We start from the raw sequence: 18,918 nt of genomic DNA, 5'->3' as shown, positions 1-18,918 counted from the left end.
GCACCCGCCACTATATACCGATTGCGGCGAATATCACTCAAGATACAGGCGAAAGAAAGGAAATCCATGGCTGATTTGACCGTTGGCGACGCAGCTCCGGACTTCGACGTTCCGCGCGACGGCGGCGACAGGATATCCCTCAGCGCCTTCTCGGGGAGGCCGGTCGTCCTCTACTTCTATCCGAAGGACGACACGAGCGGATGCACGAAGGAAGCGATCTCCTTCACCGAGCTTGCGCCCGAGTTCGAGGCGATCGGAGCGGCCGTCATCGGCATCTCACCTGACAGCGTCTCCAAGCACGACAAATTCGCCAAGAAGTATAGCCTGTCCCTCATCCTGGGGTCGGACGAAGACACTCAGGTTGCACAGCGCTATGGCGTCTGGAAGGAGAAATCCATGTATGGACGCCGCTACATGGGGATCGAGCGCACAACATTCCTGATCGACAAGGACGGCAAGATCACCAGGATTTGGCCGAAGGTGAAGGTCGCCGGCCATGCCGAAGAAGTCCTGGCGAGCGCAAAGGCACTTTAAGCGAGGCAGCGATGAGCAGAGAGTTTGCAATCACGTCCCTGCGCGGCGGAGCAACCGCGGCAATCATGTCAGCCGACCTCGACCGAAAGACGCGACTGGCGCAGGAAAGTGCCACACGCTGGTTCGAACGGCGGCTGTCGCTGCGCTCGCCACTCGATCCGCCGCTGCCGGATCGCCCCGGCCGGCCGGAGAAGCCCGAGCTCGTGCCGCCGAAGGCCGTGGCAAAACGATCGCTGCATACAAAGCAGGGGCGAATCGCCCTCCTCCATTCGATCGCTCATATTGAACTCAACGCCGTCGACCTGGCCCTGGACATCGTCGCCAGGTTTGCCACAGAACCGGTGCCGAACTCCTTCTTCGATGGCTGGATGCAGGTGGCGTTCGAGGAAGCCAAGCACTTCCGCATGGTGCGCGAGCGGTTGAACGACCTTGGCGCCGACTACGGCGACATGCCCGCGCACGACGGTCTATGGCAGGCGGCGCACTCCACCCGCAACGATCTGACGGCGCGGCTCGCCGTCGTTCCGCTGATCCTTGAGGCGCGTGGGCTGGATGTCACGCCGTCGCTGCAGGCGAAGATGCGAGAAACCGGCGACATGGAAACGGCCGCGGTGCTCGACGTCATTTACAACGACGAGAAGGGCCATGTGGCGATCGGCGCGAAGTGGTTCAGGTTCCTTTGCGCCCGCGAGCGACGTGATCCGGCGGCCACGTTCCAGCAACTGGTGCGGGCCAATTTCCGCGGCTCGCTGAAGGCGCCGTTCAACGATGTGGCACGCGCCGAAGCGGGGCTCACCCCGTCCTTCTACCGGTCGCTGACATCCACCAGCAACGCCTGAGCGAGTGCTCGCTAAAGCGAACGTTAACCATATCCATGTGTACTTCCAACACAGCGAAAGCGACCGAATGAGTCGTATCTCCGGGAGAATCGCGTGGGTAAGGGAAGCGACAGTCGAGTTTTTGGTAAACGCGCACAGCAGCACGTTCTGATCCTCGCCAGCGGTGACAAAATCCGCCACATGACGATCCGGCCCTGGATGGCCGGTCTCGTCTTCGGCTCCCTAGGCGTATTTGCAATTGGCTACCTCGCCGCCACCTCCTACCTCGTCATCCGCGACGACCTGATCGGCGCCACCATGGCGCGGCAGGCGCGCATGCAGCATGAATACGAGGACCGGATTGCCGCGCTCCGCGCGCAGCTCGATCGCATAACGTCGCGCCAGCTGCTCGATCAGCAGGTCGTCGAGCAGAAGGTCGAAAAGCTTCTTGAACAGCAGGACGCGCTGTTTTCCCGCCACGGGAAGCTCGGCTCCCTGCTGAACCGCGCCGAGGAGTCGGGCCTTACCGATTCCACCGTAGAACCGAAGGCAGACACCAAGGAGAAACAGGCTTCGTTGTCGGGCGGACGTGACGCAGCGCTTGTGATTCGCAAGCTGCTCTCCGCTGAGAAACCGGCTGCCTCCGTTGCAGCCCTCGGCTACACGCCGCTTCGGGAAAACATGGCCGATCGTGCTGACCGTGTCTTCTCAAAGGTGACGCTGTCGTTGAAGAACATCGAGAAGGAACAACTCGCCCGGATCAATAACCTTGCGGCCGGAGCGGCGGAAACGGCCGACGCGATTGCCACCATCCTGCGCAAGACCGGTGTATCCGTTGCGACTGCGGAAACGCGCGACAAGGCGGAAGAAGGCGTCGGCGGCCCCTATGTCGCGCCGCAACTCAACATCAGCGGCTTTGATGCGTCGCTCGAAGAACTTGACGCCCAGTTGAGCAGGCTCGAGAGCGTGCGCGAGACCGCCCGCAACCTGCCGTTCGGGAACCCTGCCCCCGGCCACCCGGTGACGAGCCGCTATGGCAACCGAATCGACCCATTCCTCGGGCGGCTGGCGCTCCACGCGGGCATTGATTTCAAGGCCGAAACGGGACAGCCGGTAAAGTCCACCGGCAGCGGCAAGGTCACCATCGCTGGGCCTGCGGCAGGATACGGAAACCTCGTCGAGGTCGACCACGGCCAAGGGATCACCACCCGTTATGGCCATCTGTCGCGCATCCTCGTTCGCGAAGGAGACACGGTGGCGACTGGCGACGTTATTGGACGCGCAGGGTCCACGGGGCGCTCCACCGGCCCGCATGTCCATTACGAAGTCCGGCGTGATTCCAATCCCGTTGATCCGGTCCATTTCCTCAATGCTGGAATGAAGCTGGGCAGCTACCTGAACTAGTCCCTCAAGGCGCCTTCTCTCGTCATGCGCGCGATACCGGTAGAGGGATCGATCTTTAGGATGTTCATTCACCAAATGCACAGCGGAATTGCCCACTTTTCTTGACTTTCCGGCGTTTAGGTCCTATGTCGCGGCCAGTTGGCGCCCCTTTTCCGGGGCTTGCCTGTCTAGATGTTCGCGTAGAACCGGAACGGAAACAGAACTTCCTTTGACCACATTTGCTGAACTTGGCCTGAGCCAAAAAGTCTTGTCCGCTGTCACAGACGCGGGTTATTCGACACCCACGCCGATCCAGGCTGGGGCGATCCCGCCTGCGCTGCAGCGCCGCGATATCTGCGGTATTGCCCAGACCGGAACCGGCAAGACTGCGTCTTTCGTTCTGCCGATGCTGACGCTTCTGGAAAAGGGTCGCGCCCGTGCGCGCATGCCGCGCACGCTGATCCTGGAGCCGACTCGCGAACTGGCCGCGCAGGTAGCCGAGAACTTTGATAAATACGGCAAGAATCACAAGCTCAACGTCGCACTCTTGATCGGCGGCGTGTCCTTCGATGAACAGGATCGCAAGCTTGAGCGTGGCGCCGATGTGCTGATCTGCACGCCAGGCCGCCTGCTTGACCACTGCGAGCGCGGCAAGCTTTTGATGACCGGCGTCGAGATCCTGGTCATTGACGAAGCCGACCGCATGCTGGACATGGGCTTTATTCCGGACATCGAACGGATCGCCAAAATGATCCCGTTCACCCGGCAGACACTGTTCTTCTCGGCCACCATGCCGCCGGAGATCCAGAAGCTCGCCGACCGGTTCCTGCAGAACCCGGAACGAATTGAGGTTGCAAAGCCGTCTTCCACGGCGAAGACCGTAACCCAGCGTCTCGTGGCGTCCCACTCCAAGGACTACGAGAAGCGCGCAGTGCTCCGCGACCTTATCAAGGCGCAAGATGATCTCAAGAACGCGATCATCTTCTGCAATCGCAAGAAGGACGTCGCCGACCTCTTCCGGTCGCTCGATCGCCACGGCTTCTCGGTCGGGGCGCTGCATGGCGACATGGACCAGCGTTCGCGCACCACCATGCTGGCGAACTTCAAGGACAACAAGATCACGCTGCTTGTAGCATCTGACGTCGCTGCACGCGGTCTCGATATCCCTGACGTCAGCCACGTCTTCAACTTCGATGTACCGATTCACGCCGAAGACTACGTCCATCGTATCGGTCGTACCGGTCGTGCGGGTCGTTCGGGCGCGGCGTTCACGATCGTCACCAAGTCGGACACTAAATATCTCGACGCCATCGAAAAGCTCATCAACGAGAAGATCGAGTGGCTGAATGGCGACCTGTCTGCCCTGCCCGCGCCAATGGAAAGCCATGACACCGGTCGTGGGCGCAAGGGTCGCGACGAAAGCAAGGAACGTGGCCGCGGTCGCCGTGGTGCGTCCAGCCGCGAGCGTGCCGAGCCGGTCGAGGCAAAGAATCCGGAAGTCCAGATCGAAGCCGAGAAGGCTGTCGAAGAACAGAGAGTGGAAAACGTGAGACCTGAGCGCAAGTCAGACAGGAAGCCGCAGAACAACGGCGGCAACCGCAGTGCTCGGCCTTATCCTGCCAACGACGACGCTCGCGATCGTCGTTCGCGCCACCATCGCGACCACGACGACGGCCCGACTCCGGTCGGCTTCGGCGACGATATCCCGGCTTTCATGCTGATCGTCGCAAACGCCCGCACCTGATCCAGTCATCAAGATGTCCGCAAAACCTGGGACAGACTTTCCCGGCGTTGGTGTGGGGCTTGTGCTTCAGCGCGACGATGGCAAGGTCCTGCTGTGCAAGCGCCTGAAGGCGCCGGAAGCCGGGTTCTGGAACATTGTTGGCGGCAAGGTGGATCCCATGGAGCCATCTGCGGACGCCGCACGCCGTGAAGCGGAAGAAGAAACCGGGCTCAAGATCGGCCGGGTTGAGTTTCTTTGCCCCACCGAGCAGATCATCAAAGCGGACCGGCAGCACTGGGTCTCGCTCATCTATATCACGAGCGACTTCACCGGTGAGGCTCAGCTCACCGAGCCGGACAAGCTCTCGGACATCGGCTGGTTCGACCTCGACAACCTGCCGCAGCCGCTTTCCGCTTTCGCGCAGGTCGCTTTCGAAAAGCTCGCGCGCCGTTAGAGGAAAAAGCCGCTCCGGAAGACCGAAGCGGCACTCTTCATGAAAAGCGATAGATCAAAGCGAGCCATCTCTGGGAACCCGTCCCGGCTGCCTCCAGTACGCCCAGATAGTAAGCGTGGCTTACTATCTTTATCAACCCCTTTCCCCCGAACAATGTATTCCAGATTAGCCACTTGAACGCACGGCGGCTTCGAATGCGAGGCGGACCCACTTTCGCATCTCGTCCGGGTCATCGAGCGCCTCATCCGGTATCGTCCAGTAAGGCATTGGCACCGGCGTGCCCTTCTTGTTCTGGTAGACCCACTGCCGCGCGCCGGCCGCCGCAAATTCCGGTCCGCTGACGGCATCGGCCTTGAGCAGGATCTCGTCGTGAAGATCAACCCCGACGATCAGGCCCTGGTGATAGATGCCCTTGCCGCCGAACATCCGTCGTATCGATACGGGACCGAGGCCTTCGAACATTTCTTCTATGGCGGCATTGTCCATTGCCATCGTTATGCCCCCAGGACGCCGCCCGCGGCCGTCACGGCCTCCGGGGTATCCACATCGAGATGAGCAGCGGGTCCGATCTCCACATCAACCACCGGCAGCCCCGATGTCTCTATGATGGCCCGCGCGCCAACGTCGCCCTCCAGCCGCAGGACAGCGCCGTAGGTGGCTCTTGGCAGGATGATCGGGTTACCCCGCTTGCCATTCGACACCGCGCGAACCACCGCCCGTCCTTCCGCATCGCGGAACGCAGAGATGAGCATCCTTATGTGTTCAGCGGTCACACCCGGCATATCGGCGAGCATCACCAGGACGCCATCCGATTCGGCGACTGCGGGATGTGAAAATCCGGTGACGAGAGAGCTTGCCATGCCCGATGGGAAGTCCGGATTATGAGCCGTGGTGAGGTCAAGGCCAGCCAGAGCGGCCTCAACCTCTTCCTGCCGATGGCCTGTCACAGCGACAACCGGGCTGACCTGCGATGACAAAAGCGTCTGCGCCGAACGGCGCACCAGCGGCACGCCTTCGAACTCCGCAAGCAGTTTGTGCTGCCCGTCGCTACCCATCCGCCGCGCCTGGCCGGCCGCCAGCAGGACCGCAGCAACCGAGGCAACTGCCGGCGTCTTCTCGGCGAGATCGCGCGGTCGGGGCCGCGTCGGTATCTCCATCAGCAGCCCTCCAACGCCCATGCCGGTGATATCGTACGACGTCGGCACCTCGCCCGCCAACAGACGGTTCAAGACCCAGTCGAAACCGTTTTCCTTCGGTGAGCGGGCGCAGCCTGGTGCCCCGAGAACCGGAACATCGCCCATCCATCCCAGCACAAGCAGGTTGCCGGGGTCGACCGGCATGCCAACCTGTTCCACCTCTCCGCCCGCCCGGCGAATCGCATCGGGAATGACATCCTGCGGATCGGCGACGGCCGATGCCCCGAAAATGATGACCATGGCAGGATCACTTGAGTCACCGAGGTGGAGTTCCGTAAGCACCTCCGTCAGCCGGTCCGCGTTGTGCGGGATCCGGATCTCGCGAACCAGGCGGCTACCCGAGGGTGCCAAGCGTTGCTCCAGCAATTTGGCCGTTCGATCCATGACCGAGGTCTTCAGCGACGGCAGCTCTGTTGCGATCAATGTCACCGCATGAGGACGGAACGGCTTGACCTCGAAGGGCGTGGCATTTCGCAGAAGTTCAACAGCCTCCTGGACCTTCAGGCCCGGAACAGCCAGAGGAATGATCTTGACCGTCGCGACCATGTCTCCGGCACGCACTGCAGCGTGATCAGCCACGGTTGCGAGCGTAATGGCCGGGTCTATGCGGTTCAGCCGGTCGACGACCGCCTTGTCCGCAACGAACAAGCCATTCTCCTTCGCATAGACGTTGACGCGCCCCGTCGTAGCGGCAGAAAAACGCAACCCGTCCGGTGCGATGGCGCCTGCAATGGCCTCGGCCGCCTGATCCTCGAGAAGATCCTCGGGATCAAGCCGCACTGCGACCACCGTCTCGACGAATTCGGCCTCGAGCCGTTCGACTTCCCGACGCGTCACAACATCGCCTTTCGAGAGGCGGCCCGACGACAGCCGGATGCTGTGCGCGAGAATTGTGCCCTCTGCTTCAGCGAGAGGAAAATGCCCGTACTTCATGCGGTCACCGAGCACTGACAATGTCACGGCGGCGGAAGGCCTGCACGATCTGCGCCAGCGTCGCGAGCGCGATTTCGGCCGGGCTTGCGGCGCCGATATCCAACCCGATGGGTGCAGAAATGCGGGCGATCTCCGCCTCCGAACGCCCCAAAGCCTTCAGTCGCTCGACGCGCTTGGCATGCGTTTTTCGGCTGCCGAGTGCTCCAACGTAGAAACAACCCGACCGCAGCGCCTCCGAAAGCGGGAAGTCATCGATCTTCGGATCGTGGGTGACTGCGGCAAGCGCCGTATAGGCGTCCAGCGGGCGGTCCTTCAGCACATCCTCCGGCCAGTCAGCGATGAGTTCAACGCCTTCGAAGCGTTCCTCCGTTGCAAAGGCGGTCCGCGGGTCGATGATCGTCAGCTCGTATCCCGCAACGGGCGCCATGCGCGCCAGAGCCTGGCTAATATGCACCGCTCCTATAACGACGATTCGCGGCGGCGGAAGATGGACGTTCAGGAACAGGTTCTTTCCTTCAACCTCGACCGTTACGGCCTTGCCGCTGCGGAAGACCTTTCCCACTTCATCGCCGAGAGGACCGGCGACCGGCTCCCCTTCGAGGATCAGCCGCACCTCGCCGCTTGCGAGATCGCTCACCACCACCGCCGCCTGCCGTGATGCACGCGCAGCGTTCAGCCGTTTCAGCAGGCCAAGCTGCATTAGCCGAGCCTTTCCACATAAACCTTGATCCGCCCGCCGCAGGAGAGCCCCACCTGCCACGCGGTCTCGTCCGCCACGCCGAATTCCAGCATCCTCGGCGCGCCGCTGCCGATCACGTCCAGCGCTTCGGTAATGACGGCGCCTTCGACGCAGCCGCCCGAAACGGAGCCTTCAAAGTTGCCGTCACTGTCAATCACCAGGTGACTACCAGTCGGCCGCGGAGCCGAGCCCCAAGTTTCAACGACGGTTGCGATGGCGACGTCACGTCCCGCCTGCTTCCAGGCTTGCGCAGTGGTGAGTGGGTCCAAAGTTGCTGTCGAGGTCATGCGCCCCTCCTCATGTCCAGATAACGCCGCGGATCTGCGGCATTCGTCATGTTTGCCGACAAGGCTGACGCGAGGTCAGAAAGAGACTGTAGATTGTGCACCGCGCGGAACTCGTCCACATGCGGAAGCATCGCCTTCACGCCTCGCGCCTTGGCTTCGAAACCGTTGAAACGCAGCAACGGGTTCAGCCAGATGAGCCGGCGGCACGACCGGTGCAGCCGGTCCATTTCGGTTTCAAGCTCTTCCACGCCTTCCCGCTCCAGGCCGTCGGTGATCAGAAGCACGACGGCGCCCTGACCGAGCACGCGTCGCGACCAAAGGCGGTTGAACTCGGCCAATGTCGAGCCGATCCGGGTTCCGCCGGACCAGTCGCGCACAGCATCGCTGCAAAGCGCAATGGCTTCGTCCGGATCGCGTCTTCGCATCTCGCGCGTTACGTTGGTGAGCCGCGTACCGAACAGGAAGGTATGCACCCGCGTCCGCTTCTCTGTCAGCGCATGCACGAACTGCAGGAAGATTCGCGTGTACTGGTTCATCGAGCCGGAAATGTCGGCGAGGATGACAAGAGGCGGTGGCGTCATCTTCCGCTGGCGAAAACGTGGCAGGATGAGATCGCCACCACTTCGCATCGCGTGACGCATCGTCGCCCGTGGATCGATGATTGGTGGCCGATGTGACGTCTTGAACCTGCGCGTCGCAACCTTGTCGAGCGGCAAGGCGAGCTTCTTCAGTTCCTGCCGCGCCTGGGCGAGTTCTGCGGCCGTCATCTGCGCGAAATCGATATGCTTGAAGACTTCGTTGGCCGACACGGTGAAGCGGGAATCGACCTCGACCTGCGGTTCTTGTTTCGGAGGCTTGCCCTGCTGCTCGGCGGTCAACGCCTCGCCGGCCCGGGTTGATCCTGCCTTCTGCTTTTCCCTCTGGCGCCCGGCCGGTGCCTTGGGGGACATCAGTGCGATCATCTTGCCGACAAGATCACGCGGCCTCCAGAACAGCTCGAACGCCTCGTCGAAAACCGGTTGATCCTCGTGCCGTTTAACGAAAACCGCCGATAGCGCGGCATGAAACTCTTCGCGTGAACCAATCCCGATCGCATCCACGGCGGCGATTGCGTCCGCCGCAGCGGCCGGTCCCGTCTTCAGACCTGCGCGGCGCAGGACGCGGGAGAAATAGACGAGGTTGTCGGCAAAGCGGCCAGAACCTGCGGCTTGGTCACCGACCATGAGGCCGTTACGGCTTCCAGCTATTTTATCCGTCCCCGCCGACATGCCTACCCCGCCGCCTGCAGTTCGGTTTTCACCTCGGCCAGCACACGTTCGCCCTCGCCGCCGCGCACACGACCGATGTCTTCCTGGTATTTAAGAAGCGTCCCGAGCGTATCGGCGATCGTTTCCGGATCGAGCGCCACCCGATCAAGTTCGGTCAGCGCCGTCGCCCAGTCGATGGTCTCCGCCACGCCGGGATTCTTGAACAGTTGAAGCGTTCGGAGCTTCTGTACGAAGGCCACGATCTGCCGCGACAGCATGTCAGGACAGTTCGGCACCTTGCGCCGGATGATCTCCAGCTCCTGCGCGGCATCGGGATAATCAACCCAATGGTAGAGACAGCGCCGTTTCAGGGCATCATGGATTTCGCGGGTGCGGTTGGTCGTCACGATGACGATCGGCGGCTCGTCGGCCTTGATCGTGCCGAACTCCGGAATCGTCACCTGGAAGTCGGATAGCACTTCCAGGAGGAAGGCTTCGAATGCCTCGTCGGTGCGGTCTAGTTCATCGATCAGGAAGACGGGCGGCTTTCCGCCTGGTTCGCCGAGCGCCTGCAGGACCGGCCGACGGATCAGGTGCCGCTCCGAAAAAAGGTTGGCCTCAATAGCGTTGCGATCCTTGACGCCAGCCGCCTCCGAAAGCCGGATGTCCAGCATCTGCGCCGGGTAATTCCACTCGTAAACGGCAGAGGACACATCGAGCCCCTCGTAGCATTGCAGGCGGATCAGCGGCCGGTCTAGCGCCTTGGCGATGCTCTTGGCGATCTCCGTCTTCCCGACACCCGCCTCGCCTTCCAGGAACAGCGGCCGCTTCATCTTCAGCGCCAGGAAAACCACCGTGCCGAGAGCTCGCCCGGCGAGATAATCCTCAGCGCCAAGCATGGCGATGGTTTCGTCGATCGAGGCAGGCAGAGCGCGCATGGTGTCGTCTGGCATGAAATATTCCCTCAACGGCAACCTGTTGATCCGCCGCCGGCGTTTCCTCCTGGCCGGAACGGAGCTTGATCTCCCGCGAACGAGAGAGCGAACGAAACAGATCACCTTCGGCGTGTTCAGGCAATATGGTGAGGCGGAGGCATGAAGTCTACGCAGCCGCTCGCAAATCCGCTACTGACAGGAATCTCTTTGACGGCTGGGCCGAGAGGGGTAAATGTCGAGACAGGTGAAATGGCAGGGAATGCATGACAGCCAGACGTCTCATCATCGCCGGTCTGCTGGCCGTGATCGGCACCTCTCAGCCCGCAGCCGCGGCGGTGATCGGCGTTGTTGCACCTCGCTCCGGACCTTACGCACTGCTGGGCACGCAGATCTTCGAGGGTGCACGCGCTGCCGCCAAGGCCGTTGGTGATACCCTGGTCGAGGTCGAAGAGAGCTGCGAAGAGAAAGACGGAGCGTCGGTTGCCAAGGCGCTTGCCGACGCCAAGGTTGCCGCTGCAGTCGGCTTTCTCTGCGTCGAGACCCTGACCACGGCACTTCCTGCCCTGAAGGCCGCGCAGATCCCCTCCATCACGGTTTCCGTGCGCTCGAAAATCCTCATGGAAGACGCCTTGCGCAACAACTGGCCCTTCTTCCGGATGGCGCCAGCCGAAGGAGCGGAAGCAGAGCAGCTTGCCGAAACGATCCTGCGCCTGTGGAAAGCAGAGCCGGTCGCCTTCATGGAAGACGGTACGATCTATGGACGCGAGCTCGTGGGGGCGGTCCGCGACCGACTCGAACCCAAGGGTATGACCGCGGCCTTCACCGACACGTTCCGCCCCGGGCAGGAACAGCAGATCGCGCTTGTTCGCCGTTTGGCCAAGGCCGGCATCACCCATGCCTTGTTCGGCGGGGACCGGAACGATGCCGCGATCATTGCGCGCGATGCAGCAGCCGAGAACGTGCCGCTGACGCTGCTCGGCGGTGACACGTTGCGCGGCCTCAACCGCCCCGTTCCGCTACCTGATGGCGTCTTGGCGATCGCCATTCCTGATTACGCGTCGCTTCCCTCTGCCGCACCGGCCGTCTCTGCACTTCGCGCGAAAGGGCTTGAGGTCGAAGGCTATATGCTGCCGGCTTACGCAGCGGTTGAACTTGCTCACCAGGCGGTGACTGCCGGACAAGAGCCTGTCGCGGCTTTTGCGGGCAAGAGCTTCAGCACCGCCATTGGACCCATCCGCTTCGATGAGAACCACGAGCTTGCCGACAACCCGTTCCGTTTGCTTGAATGGCGCGGCTCGGGCTTCGTGCTGTCACCGGCCGCAACCGACTAGCCGTTGTTCCTCTCGCATCTGGATGGTAGAGGGCGCCAACAACCGGAGAACACGTTGATGACCCTGCCCATTCGCATCGCACCGTCCATTCTTGCCGCGGACTTCTCCAGGCTTGGCCAGGAGGTCAAGGATGTGGTCGACGCCGGGGCCGACTGGGTACATCTCGACGTGATGGATGGGCATTTCGTGCCCAATATTTCCTTCGGGCCAGACGTCATCAAGTCGCTGCGGCCGTACACCTCTGCCTTCTTCGATTGTCACCTGATGATTTCGCCGGCTGATCCGTATCTTGAAGCCTTTGCCAAGGCTGGCTGCGATGGCATCACGGTGCATGCCGAAGCCGGTGCGCATCTTCACCGCTCGCTCCAGACGATCCGTGGCCACGGCAAGAAGGTTGGCGTCACGCTCAACCCCGCAACGCCGCTTTCGGTCATCGAGAACGTGCTGGACGACGTGGATCTCATCCTGATCATGAGCGTCAATCCAGGCTTCGGGGGCCAAAAATTCATCCCGGCGATGTTCGACAAGATCCGTGCTGCCAAGGCGATGATCGGCGCGCGACCGATCGAGCTGGAGGTTGATGGTGGGATCACGGCGGATACCATTGGGGCTGCCACGGCTGCCGGCGCGAATGTCTTTGTGGCGGGCTCCGCCGTCTACAAGGGTGATGGCGTCACCGCCTATCGCGAGAACATAGCGCGTCTCAAGCAAGCAGCAGCGGATGGTCGAGGATGAGAAGCCAGCGCCACCTGCTTAGCCTGCCTGTTCTCGGCGCAGTTGTCGCCTTAGCCGCCGCGCCCGCACAGGCAGGCGATATCGCAAGCATCCGGCCGATCGGTTTTTCGCCAGATGGCGCGGTCTTCGCCTTCGAGGAATACGGCATCCAGGATGGCTCCGGCTTTCCTTATGCCAGCATCTATACGGTTGACCTCGATAAGGACACCTACCTTCCCGGCACGCCGTTCCGCGCCCGGCTGGAGGAGGACGGGGCCAGCCTTGCCCAGGCGCGATGGAAGGTTCAGAGCGCCGCGGAAACGCTGCTCGACACCCATGAGATAGACAATCAGCCGGCGGAATTCCTCGCCTTCAATCCGATCACCGAGTCGGATGTTGACGCGCGCAAGATCCGCTACCGGCATGTCTCGGTACTGCCGCCGATCGAGGAGCCGAGCACCCTGGTGCTGGAGGAGATTCCCGAGCCGCCGGATCCGGCCTGCGAAGGCGTGATCGAGCAGAAGGTATCGTTCCGCCTGCGGTTCACCGAGCGGGATGGCGAGGCTGCAAACGACGTCGTGTACGACGACGAACCCATCCCGAATTCCCGCGGCTGCGTCAGCGGATACCGGCTTGCTGGCATTGTCGCCGGCCAAACCACGGGTGGCGGCACGGTCGAGGTGGCGCTCGTGATGGTGCTCAGCGCCGGCTTCGAAGGGCCTGACGGTCGCTGGATCGCGGTGCCTATCAAGACGGCGGCTCCACCCACACGTTGATTCTCAAAACTTGAGCTTACCGGCGCTTCTTGCTACAGCGGCGCTGAAATCCACAGGAACGATAATTCATGATCCCCCGTTACTCGCGGCCCGAGATGGTGGCCATCTGGTCTCCGGAAACCAAGTTTCGCATCTGGTTTGAAATCGAAGCACATGCCTGCGATGCACTCGCCGCCATCGGCGTCATCCCCAAGTCAGCGGCCGAGACCATCTGGGAAAAGGGCGGCAAGGCCGAGTTCAACGTCGCGCGCATCGACGAGATCGAAGCCGTTACCAAACATGACGTCATCGCCTTCCTGACGCACCTGGCCGAGTTTGTCGGTCCGGACAGCCGCTTCATCCACCAGGGCATGACCTCGTCCGATGTGCTCGATACCTGCTTCAACGTGCAGCTTGTTCGTGCGACAGATCTTCTGCTGGCAGACATGGACAAGCTCCTGGAAGCGCTCAAGCGTCGCGCTTTCGAGCACAAGAACACGGTCACCATCGGCCGCAGCCACGGCATCCATGCGGAGCCGACCACCTTCGGCGTGAAGCTGGCGCAGGCCTATGCCGAGTTCGATCGCAACAAGACGCGCCTGCTGGCTGCGCGCGACGAGATCGCGACATGCGCCATCTCCGGCGCTGTCGGTACCTTCGCCAATATCGACCCGCGCGTCGAAGAACATGTCGCGGCCGCCATGGGACTGAAGGCAGAGCCGGTTTCCACCCAGGTTATCCCGCGCGATCGCCATGCCATGTATTTCGCAACGCTTGGCGTCATCGCTTCGTCCATCGAGCGGCTCGCGACCGAAATCCGCCACCTGCAGCGCACGGAAGTGCTGGAAGCCGAGGAGTATTTCTCGCCGGGCCAGAAGGGCTCGTCGGCCATGCCGCACAAGCGCAACCCGGTCCTCACCGAGAACCTCACCGGTCTGTCGCGCATGGTTCGGTCTTTCGCCATGCCGGCGATGGAAAACGTCGCGCTGTGGCATGAGCGGGATATCTCCCACTCGTCCGTCGAGCGCATGATCGGCCCTGACGCCACCGTAACGTTGGACTTCGCGCTGGCGCGCCTGACGGGCGTCATCGACAAGCTTCTCGTCTACCCCGAGAACATGATGAAGAACATGAACAAGTTCCGCGGCCTTGTTCACTCGCAGCGTGTGCTTCTTGCCCTCACCCAGGCCGGTGTGTCGCGTGAGGATGCCTACCGCCTCGTGCAGCGCAACGCGATGAAGGTCTGGGAAGAAGGCAAGGACTTCCTGGAGGAGCTTCTGGCCGACCAGGAAGTGCGCGCAGCGCTATCGGAAGACGTCATTCGCGAGAAATTCGATCTCGGCTACCACACCAAGCACGTCGACACGATCTTCCGCCGCGTCTTCGGCGAAGCTTGATATCGCACGCGATTGGACCCAGATAGCCGGCATGAAAGCATCAGAAGCAGAAATACTGATCGTTCCCGGCTATACCAATTCCGGACCGGACCACTGGCAGAGCCGCTGGCAGCAGAAGCTCACGACCGCCCGTCGGGTGGAGCAGGCGGAATGGTCGAAGCCGGTCCGTGAGGATTGGGTCGCAAGGGTGATCGAAGAGGTGAATGCCGCGACGAAGCCGGTGGTTCTCGTCGCGCACTCGCTAGGCGTGGCTGCGGTCATGCACGCCGTGCCTGAGTTTCGCAAGCCGGTGGCCGGTGCGTTCCTCGTCGCGCCGCCCGAGGTGGAGAACCCGAAGATCCGGCCAAAGCATTTGATGACCTTTGGCCCCTACCCGCGCGAACCGCTGCCGTTTCCGTCACTGACGATCGCCAGCCGCAATGATCCGTTCGGTTCCTACGAACACGCGGATGATGTTGCTGCTGCCTGGGGATCGCTGCTGATCGATGCCGGAGAATCAGGCCACATCAATGCGGAATCCGGTCACGGACCCTGGCCCGAAGGGACGATGGTGTTCGCTCAGTTCTTGAGCCGCCTGAAAGTTTGACCGGCGTGTGTTGAACCAGCGCCGCGAGCATCTGCTGGCGGCGCCGGGAACGTATTTACTGCTTCTCGATCTGGGCTACCGCTTCGCCCAGGAGTTCGACCATCTTGGTGCGGATGTCCTGGTCGGAGACGGCGACGGCGGCAGCATCGAAATCAGTGCGGATCTTGCGGAAGACGTCTTCGTCGCCAGCTTCCTCGAAATCGGCGGCCACGACTTCCTTGGCATAAGCTTCGGCATCAGCCTTGCCCATGATGCCGGCAGCCCAGTGGCCCAGCAGCTTGTTGCGTCGAGCGAGTGCCTTGAACTTTAGTTCCTGGTCGTGTGCAAACTTGTTTTCGAAAGCTTTCTCGCGATCGCTGATACCGGTCATGCCAAGTCTCCCAATGTAGGTGCTGCCCGACCCCATAATCAAAACACAATGGAAGTTCAATTAGCGCTGATGAGGATTTAAGTGAGGCGAGGCAAAGCGCCGCGCATGCTGCCCACAGGGCAATCGCCCGAGCGACCTCTTGATCCGCCGGTTTCAAGGAACCGCCGCAGGACGCCGCATTGTGAAACGCGTTCTTTTCCGATAAGGGACCGCAGAACTACCACTTGCGCCTCTGACGGCGCCAACAATGAGACAAGCTGATATGAACCGTCGCCGCCGTATATACGAGGGCAAGGCCAAGATCCTGTATGAAGGACCGGAGCCAGGGACGCTGATACAATTCTTCAAGGATGATGCGACCGCCTTCAACAAGAAGAAGCATGACGTCATCGACGGAAAAGGTGTGCTGAACAACCGCATCAGCGAATACCTCTTCACGCACCTCAACAAGATCGGCATTCCGACGCACTTCATTCGTCGGTTGAACATGCGCGAGCAGCTGATCAAGGAAGTGGAAATCATTCCGCTCGAGATCGTTGTGCGCAACGTCGCCGCGGGTTCGCTCTCGACCCGACTCGGCATCGAGGAAGGTACGGTTCTTCCGCGCTCGATCATCGAGTTCTACTACAAGTCGGACCAGCTCGCAGACCCGATGGTCTCCGAGGAGCACATCACGGCCTTCGGCTGGGCAAACCCCGCCGAACTAGACGACATCATGGCGCTTGCCATCCGCGTCAACGACTTCCTGTCCGGGCTTTTCCTCGGCGTCGGTATCCAGTTGATCGACTTCAAGATCGAGTGCGGCCGCCTCTTCGAAGGCGACATGATGCGCATCATCCTGGCGGACGAGATTTCGCCGGATAGCTGCCGCCTGTGGGACATCACGACCCAGGAGAAGATGGACAAGGACCGTTTCCGTCGCGACATGGGCGGCCTCTTGGAAGCATATTCCGAAGTTGCACGCCGTTTGGGCATCATCAATGAAAACGAACCGATCCGTGGCACCGGCCCGGTTCTGGTCAAGTAAGCTGGGGGTAGATCAGTGATTAAGGCACGCGTGACTGTCACGCTGAAGAACGGCGTTCTCGATCCGCAGGGGAAGGCCATCGAAGGCGCACTCGGCAGCCTTGGTTTTTCCGGCGTCGGCCAGGTTCGCCAGGGCAAGGTTTTCGATCTTGAACTCGACGGCACCGACAAGGCAAAGGCCGAGGCGGACCTGAAGGCCATGTGCGAGAAGCTTCTGGCAAACACGGTGATCGAGAACTACACTATCGCGATCGACTGACGCTTGCCGCGCAAGCGGTGGCCGATGTCACGGATGACCTCCTGCCTAAACTGCGACACGATGCGTGAGCGGAGCGACAGGATCGACATGACGCAGGCCGGGCACGAGGCGCTCGACCTGATCGACAATAGCCTTGAGCGGCGCGAGCTGGCCGAGGCACAGCCAAGGTTTGAACCACACCCATGAAGTCCGCTGTCGTCCAACTCCCCGGCCTCAACCGTGACCGCGACATGATCGCGGCGTTGACGAAGATCTCCGGCAAGGCCCCCATCACCATCTGGCAGACCGAGACCGAGATCCCGGATGACGTCGATCTCATCGTCATTCCCGGCGGTTTTTCCTACGGTGACTACCTCCGCTGCGGCGCTATTGCCGCCCGCATGCCGGTGATGCAGGCCATCAAGGAGAAGGCTGACAAGGGCGTGAAGGTGCTCGGCGTCTGCAACGGCTTCCAGATCCTGGTCGAAGCGGGCATGCTGCCCGGTGCCCTGATGCGCAACACCTCGCTCAAGTTCGTCTGCAAGGAAGTGAAGCTTGAGGTGGTAAACGCCGATACGGACTTCACCCGCGCTTATGCCAAGGGCCAGATCATCCGCTGCCCGGTCGCCCACCACGACGGCAACTACTTCGTTGATCCCGAGACCTTGGCCGGCATGGAAGACCGCGGCGAAGTCGTGTTCCGTTACGCCGAAGGCACGAACCCCAATGGTTCCCTGAGCGACATTGCCGGTGTCATGAACCGCCAGGGCAACGTGCTCGGCATGATGCCTCACCCGGAAAACCTGATCGAATCTGCCCATGGCGGCAGCGACGGTCGCGGCATCTTCGCTTCCGCGCTTGATGTGGTGGCGGCAACCGCTTAACGCCGCCCTCGCCTTACGTCATCATCCTCCATCCCGGCCTTCAAGCCCAGGACAAGAAAATGCTGCGCCATCGCCTTCCGGTTTCCGTGCTCGCCTGTTCCACCGTGCTCGCCCTGTCGGCATGCACGCCGGAACGCCCTGCCCCGGTGGCTACCAACCGCGGAGCCCTGCCGGTGATGGAGCGGGTTGCCCTTGCGGCCAACGCCTGCTGGTTCAAGTCGGGTGATGCGACGTTCAAGCCTTACCGATTGGCACCGGAACTGAACTCCTTCTCCGGCCGCCCCCGCATCCTCGCAGTGCCGCGCAACAGCCCGGAATCACGGCCGATGCTGGTGGTGCAGGCTGAAGGCACTCCGGCGCGTCTCGATGCTTTCGGACCGTTGATGAGCGGCCCGGATGGAGAACGCATCAAGCGCGACGTCATGCGCTGGGCCGGTGGCGACAGCGCCTGCTGAGGGCCGCCCGGCCCCTGCAACCTCCCGTAGCTGTTGCAGCTCTGCACCTACTTCCCGAATCTTTGTCGTTTTGTTACGCCCGACCAGCGGTTGAATCGGCGGTGTCTGGACGATTGTCATGTCCCATTGTACCAATCGACTCAGGTGACCTGAGCCGGTTTCGGTGTTCGGGCAAGCGCATGCGCCGAGGGGAGCAGTGGAATGAGCAGGGCACTTTGGGGATCGGTCGCGGGAGCAGTGGCTGCAGCCGTGCTGCTGTCGTCGCCGGTATCGGCACAGGAACAGATTTTTGACGAAGTCCGCTTCGGACTTTCGGCCTCCATTCAGGAGAAGGAAACGTTCGAACCAGGCGTCTTCCCGTCTGCGACCGTCTTCTTCGACCCCTTCGACCAGCGCGGTGCGACCACCTTTCTTGACCACGTGTTGCGACCGCGCTTCCATGTCGGCGCCATCGTCTCCACGACCGGCGGCGCAAACCAGGCTTTTGCCGGCTTCACCTGGACCGCGAACTTCACCGAAAAGTTCTTCCTCGACCTGAGCTTCGGCGGTTCAGTAACAGACGCCAGCCTCGATGATCCGAACAAGCGTCCGGTGGTTGGCTGCCGCCTGCAGTTCCATGAAGCAGCCGCTCTCGGCTACAACATCGACCAGAACTGGCGCGTGATGGCGACCATAGAGCACTCGTCCAACGCAGATCTTTGCGACGAGAACGATGGCCTGAGCTATGCAGGCTTGGCTGTCGGCTACAAGTTCTGAGGCCAGCAACACCTTACAAATACCCAAGCGCCGGCTCAGTCCGGCGCTTTTCGTTTCCGGCCCTAAAGACGAAGGTGCACAGCAACATTTTCCTGTCGCGCCATCCGGCGACATAGGCTAAAGACCCCGCTTAGAGCTTGGCCCCCTTCAATCCAGA

General features: G+C 61.6%; 24 protein-coding genes. 17 read left to right on the top strand and 7 right to left on the bottom strand.

Annotated elements, in window-relative coordinates:
* Nucleotides 1-66: 66 nt before the first annotated feature.
* From bcp to CYG48_RS06835, 5 genes are all read left to right on the top strand, one after another.
* Nucleotides 67-534 (top strand): thioredoxin-dependent thiol peroxidase, encoded by a 468-nt coding sequence (gene bcp / locus CYG48_RS06855; RefSeq protein ID WP_118849682.1) that lies wholly within the window; start codon nucleotides 67-69, stop codon nucleotides 532-534.
* An 11-nt stretch (nucleotides 535-545) separates the two neighbouring features.
* Nucleotides 546-1,373, top strand: coding sequence for a ferritin-like domain-containing protein (locus tag CYG48_RS06850; protein WP_118849681.1), 828 nt, complete (start codon nucleotides 546-548; stop codon nucleotides 1,371-1,373).
* Nucleotides 1,374-1,466: 93 nt separating this feature from the next.
* Nucleotides 1,467-2,756 carry a M23 family metallopeptidase gene (locus CYG48_RS06845; protein ID WP_245450438.1) on the top strand — a complete coding sequence of 430 codons (1,290 nt, stop codon included), beginning with the start codon at nucleotides 1,467-1,469 and terminating at the stop codon, nucleotides 2,754-2,756.
* 208 nt (nucleotides 2,757-2,964) lie between these two features.
* Nucleotides 2,965-4,479 carry a DEAD/DEAH box helicase gene (locus CYG48_RS06840; RefSeq protein ID WP_118849679.1) on the top strand — a complete coding sequence of 505 codons (1,515 nt, stop codon included), beginning with the start codon at nucleotides 2,965-2,967 and terminating at the stop codon, nucleotides 4,477-4,479.
* Nucleotides 4,480-4,492: 13 nt separating this feature from the next.
* Nucleotides 4,493-4,912, top strand: coding sequence for an NUDIX domain-containing protein (locus tag CYG48_RS06835; RefSeq protein ID WP_118849678.1), 420 nt, complete (start codon nucleotides 4,493-4,495; stop codon nucleotides 4,910-4,912).
* A gap of 165 nt (nucleotides 4,913-5,077) precedes the next feature.
* Here CYG48_RS06835 and CYG48_RS06830 read toward each other — a convergent pair whose 3' ends face one another.
* From CYG48_RS06830 to CYG48_RS06805, 6 genes are read right to left on the bottom strand one after another with little or no spacing between them, the layout of a single operon-like run.
* The gene (locus CYG48_RS06830; protein WP_118851529.1) at nucleotides 5,078-5,398 is read right to left on the bottom strand and encodes a TfoX/Sxy family protein; all 321 of its coding nucleotides are present in this window, start codon (nucleotides 5,396-5,398) and stop codon (nucleotides 5,078-5,080) included.
* A gap of 8 nt (nucleotides 5,399-5,406) precedes the next feature.
* On the bottom strand, nucleotides 5,407-7,041 hold the full coding sequence (locus tag CYG48_RS06825; protein ID WP_118851528.1) for an NTP transferase domain-containing protein: 1,635 nt from the start codon (nucleotides 7,039-7,041) through the stop codon (nucleotides 5,407-5,409).
* A 4-nt stretch (nucleotides 7,042-7,045) separates the two neighbouring features.
* The gene (locus CYG48_RS06820) at nucleotides 7,046-7,741 is read right to left on the bottom strand and encodes an XdhC family protein (RefSeq protein WP_118849677.1); all 696 of its coding nucleotides are present in this window, start codon (nucleotides 7,739-7,741) and stop codon (nucleotides 7,046-7,048) included.
* A complete protein-coding gene (locus CYG48_RS06815; RefSeq protein ID WP_118849676.1) occupies nucleotides 7,741-8,067 on the bottom strand; it encodes an XdhC family protein in 327 nt (108 codons plus the stop codon). Before CYG48_RS06815 ends, CYG48_RS06820 begins: the two co-directional genes overlap by 1 nt.
* Nucleotides 8,064-9,290 (bottom strand): vWA domain-containing protein, encoded by a 1,227-nt coding sequence (locus tag CYG48_RS06810; protein ID WP_118849675.1) that lies wholly within the window; start codon nucleotides 9,288-9,290, stop codon nucleotides 8,064-8,066. Before CYG48_RS06810 ends, CYG48_RS06815 begins: the two co-directional genes overlap by 4 nt.
* Nucleotides 9,291-9,337: 47 nt before the next feature.
* The gene (locus tag CYG48_RS06805; RefSeq protein WP_118849674.1) at nucleotides 9,338-10,267 is read right to left on the bottom strand and encodes an AAA family ATPase; all 930 of its coding nucleotides are present in this window, start codon (nucleotides 10,265-10,267) and stop codon (nucleotides 9,338-9,340) included.
* Between CYG48_RS06805 and CYG48_RS22445 the strand changes: the two genes are divergently transcribed.
* The 6 genes from CYG48_RS22445 to CYG48_RS06780 all read left to right on the top strand — a co-directional run bounded on the left by CYG48_RS22445 (nucleotide 10,266) and on the right by CYG48_RS06780 (nucleotide 15,032).
* Nucleotides 10,266-10,412 carry a hypothetical protein gene (locus tag CYG48_RS22445; RefSeq protein WP_199925242.1) on the top strand — a complete coding sequence of 49 codons (147 nt, stop codon included), beginning with the start codon at nucleotides 10,266-10,268 and terminating at the stop codon, nucleotides 10,410-10,412. The genes CYG48_RS06805 and CYG48_RS22445 overlap by 2 nt on opposite strands.
* A 100-nt stretch (nucleotides 10,413-10,512) precedes the next feature.
* Nucleotides 10,513-11,580, top strand: coding sequence for an ABC transporter substrate-binding protein (locus CYG48_RS06800; RefSeq protein WP_118849673.1), 1,068 nt, complete (start codon nucleotides 10,513-10,515; stop codon nucleotides 11,578-11,580).
* Nucleotides 11,581-11,637: 57 nt separating this feature from the next.
* On the top strand, nucleotides 11,638-12,315 hold the full coding sequence (gene rpe / locus CYG48_RS06795) for a ribulose-phosphate 3-epimerase (protein WP_118849672.1): 678 nt from the start codon (nucleotides 11,638-11,640) through the stop codon (nucleotides 12,313-12,315).
* Entirely contained in the window at nucleotides 12,312-13,070 is a 759-nt protein-coding gene (locus CYG48_RS06790) for a DUF2259 domain-containing protein (protein ID WP_118849671.1), read from the top strand. The genes rpe and CYG48_RS06790 overlap by 4 nt, the downstream gene beginning before the upstream one ends.
* Before the next feature lie 68 nt (nucleotides 13,071-13,138).
* A complete protein-coding gene (purB, locus tag CYG48_RS06785) occupies nucleotides 13,139-14,446 on the top strand; it encodes an adenylosuccinate lyase (protein WP_118849670.1) in 1,308 nt (435 codons plus the stop codon).
* Between the two features lie 31 nt (nucleotides 14,447-14,477).
* A complete protein-coding gene (locus tag CYG48_RS06780) occupies nucleotides 14,478-15,032 on the top strand; it encodes an RBBP9/YdeN family alpha/beta hydrolase (RefSeq protein ID WP_118849669.1) in 555 nt (184 codons plus the stop codon).
* 55 nt (nucleotides 15,033-15,087) lie between these two features.
* Here the strand turns inward: CYG48_RS06780 and CYG48_RS06775 are convergent, their stop codons facing one another.
* A complete protein-coding gene (locus tag CYG48_RS06775; RefSeq protein WP_118849668.1) occupies nucleotides 15,088-15,402 on the bottom strand; it encodes a DUF1476 domain-containing protein in 315 nt (104 codons plus the stop codon).
* A 262-nt stretch (nucleotides 15,403-15,664) separates the two neighbouring features.
* Here CYG48_RS06775 and purC point away from each other — a divergent pair, with 262 nt between their 5' ends.
* The 6 genes from purC to CYG48_RS06750 all read left to right on the top strand — a co-directional run bounded on the left by purC (nucleotide 15,665) and on the right by CYG48_RS06750 (nucleotide 18,761).
* Nucleotides 15,665-16,429: a phosphoribosylaminoimidazolesuccinocarboxamide synthase gene (purC, locus tag CYG48_RS06770; RefSeq protein ID WP_118849667.1), complete on the top strand. Its 765-nt coding sequence runs from the start codon at nucleotides 15,665-15,667 to the stop codon at nucleotides 16,427-16,429.
* Between the two features lie 15 nt (nucleotides 16,430-16,444).
* Nucleotides 16,445-16,687, top strand: a complete 243-nt coding sequence (purS, locus tag CYG48_RS06765; protein ID WP_118849666.1) for a phosphoribosylformylglycinamidine synthase subunit PurS — start codon at nucleotides 16,445-16,447, stop codon at nucleotides 16,685-16,687.
* Between the two features lie 24 nt (nucleotides 16,688-16,711).
* The gene (locus CYG48_RS22440; RefSeq protein ID WP_199925241.1) at nucleotides 16,712-16,873 is read left to right on the top strand and encodes a hypothetical protein; all 162 of its coding nucleotides are present in this window, start codon (nucleotides 16,712-16,714) and stop codon (nucleotides 16,871-16,873) included.
* On the top strand, nucleotides 16,870-17,550 hold the full coding sequence (purQ, locus tag CYG48_RS06760) for a phosphoribosylformylglycinamidine synthase subunit PurQ (protein WP_118849665.1): 681 nt from the start codon (nucleotides 16,870-16,872) through the stop codon (nucleotides 17,548-17,550). The genes CYG48_RS22440 and purQ overlap by 4 nt, the downstream gene beginning before the upstream one ends.
* Before the next feature lie 59 nt (nucleotides 17,551-17,609).
* On the top strand, nucleotides 17,610-18,005 hold the full coding sequence (locus CYG48_RS06755; protein ID WP_118849664.1) for a hypothetical protein: 396 nt from the start codon (nucleotides 17,610-17,612) through the stop codon (nucleotides 18,003-18,005).
* 201 nt (nucleotides 18,006-18,206) lie between these two features.
* Nucleotides 18,207-18,761 (top strand): acyloxyacyl hydrolase, encoded by a 555-nt coding sequence (locus tag CYG48_RS06750; RefSeq protein WP_118849663.1) that lies wholly within the window; start codon nucleotides 18,207-18,209, stop codon nucleotides 18,759-18,761.
* Nucleotides 18,762-18,918: the final 157 nt, after the last annotated feature.

Source organism: Neorhizobium sp. SOG26 (assembly GCF_003491345.1).
In the GTDB taxonomy this organism is placed as follows: domain Bacteria; phylum Pseudomonadota; class Alphaproteobacteria; order Rhizobiales; family Rhizobiaceae; genus Neorhizobium; species Neorhizobium turbinariae.
The sequence above is the reverse complement of the archived record's forward strand: the minus strand, read 5'-3'. Positions and strand labels throughout refer to the sequence as shown.

Coding starts and splice junctions, on each gene's coding strand:
- CYG48_RS06755 (WP_118849664.1), top strand. CDS start 17,610: ATGCTGCGCCATCGCCTTCCGGTTTCCGTGCTCGCCTGTTCCACCGTG.
- CYG48_RS06850 (WP_118849681.1), top strand. CDS start 546: ATGAGCAGAGAGTTTGCAATCACGTCCCTGCGCGGCGGAGCAACCGCG.
- CYG48_RS06775 (WP_118849668.1), bottom strand. CDS start 15,402: ATGACCGGTATCAGCGATCGCGAGAAAGCTTTCGAAAACAAGTTTGCA.
- CYG48_RS06790 (WP_118849671.1), top strand. CDS start 12,312: ATGAGAAGCCAGCGCCACCTGCTTAGCCTGCCTGTTCTCGGCGCAGTT.
- CYG48_RS06750 (WP_118849663.1), top strand. CDS start 18,207: ATGAGCAGGGCACTTTGGGGATCGGTCGCGGGAGCAGTGGCTGCAGCC.
- rpe (WP_118849672.1), top strand. CDS start 11,638: ATGACCCTGCCCATTCGCATCGCACCGTCCATTCTTGCCGCGGACTTC.
- CYG48_RS06825 (WP_118851528.1), bottom strand. CDS start 7,041: ATGAAGTACGGGCATTTTCCTCTCGCTGAAGCAGAGGGCACAATTCTC.
- CYG48_RS06830 (WP_118851529.1), bottom strand. CDS start 5,398: ATGGACAATGCCGCCATAGAAGAAATGTTCGAAGGCCTCGGTCCCGTA.
- CYG48_RS06820 (WP_118849677.1), bottom strand. CDS start 7,741: ATGCAGCTTGGCCTGCTGAAACGGCTGAACGCTGCGCGTGCATCACGG.
- CYG48_RS06805 (WP_118849674.1), bottom strand. CDS start 10,267: ATGCCAGACGACACCATGCGCGCTCTGCCTGCCTCGATCGACGAAACC.
- purB (WP_118849670.1), top strand. CDS start 13,139: ATGATCCCCCGTTACTCGCGGCCCGAGATGGTGGCCATCTGGTCTCCG.
- bcp (WP_118849682.1), top strand. CDS start 67: ATGGCTGATTTGACCGTTGGCGACGCAGCTCCGGACTTCGACGTTCCG.
- CYG48_RS06835 (WP_118849678.1), top strand. CDS start 4,493: ATGTCCGCAAAACCTGGGACAGACTTTCCCGGCGTTGGTGTGGGGCTT.
- CYG48_RS06815 (WP_118849676.1), bottom strand. CDS start 8,067: ATGACCTCGACAGCAACTTTGGACCCACTCACCACTGCGCAAGCCTGG.
- CYG48_RS22445 (WP_199925242.1), top strand. CDS start 10,266: ATGAAATATTCCCTCAACGGCAACCTGTTGATCCGCCGCCGGCGTTTC.
- CYG48_RS22440 (WP_199925241.1), top strand. CDS start 16,712: ATGTCACGGATGACCTCCTGCCTAAACTGCGACACGATGCGTGAGCGG.
- CYG48_RS06800 (WP_118849673.1), top strand. CDS start 10,513: ATGACAGCCAGACGTCTCATCATCGCCGGTCTGCTGGCCGTGATCGGC.
- CYG48_RS06780 (WP_118849669.1), top strand. CDS start 14,478: ATGAAAGCATCAGAAGCAGAAATACTGATCGTTCCCGGCTATACCAAT.
- purQ (WP_118849665.1), top strand. CDS start 16,870: ATGAAGTCCGCTGTCGTCCAACTCCCCGGCCTCAACCGTGACCGCGAC.
- purC (WP_118849667.1), top strand. CDS start 15,665: ATGAACCGTCGCCGCCGTATATACGAGGGCAAGGCCAAGATCCTGTAT.
- CYG48_RS06810 (WP_118849675.1), bottom strand. CDS start 9,290: ATGGTCGGTGACCAAGCCGCAGGTTCTGGCCGCTTTGCCGACAACCTC.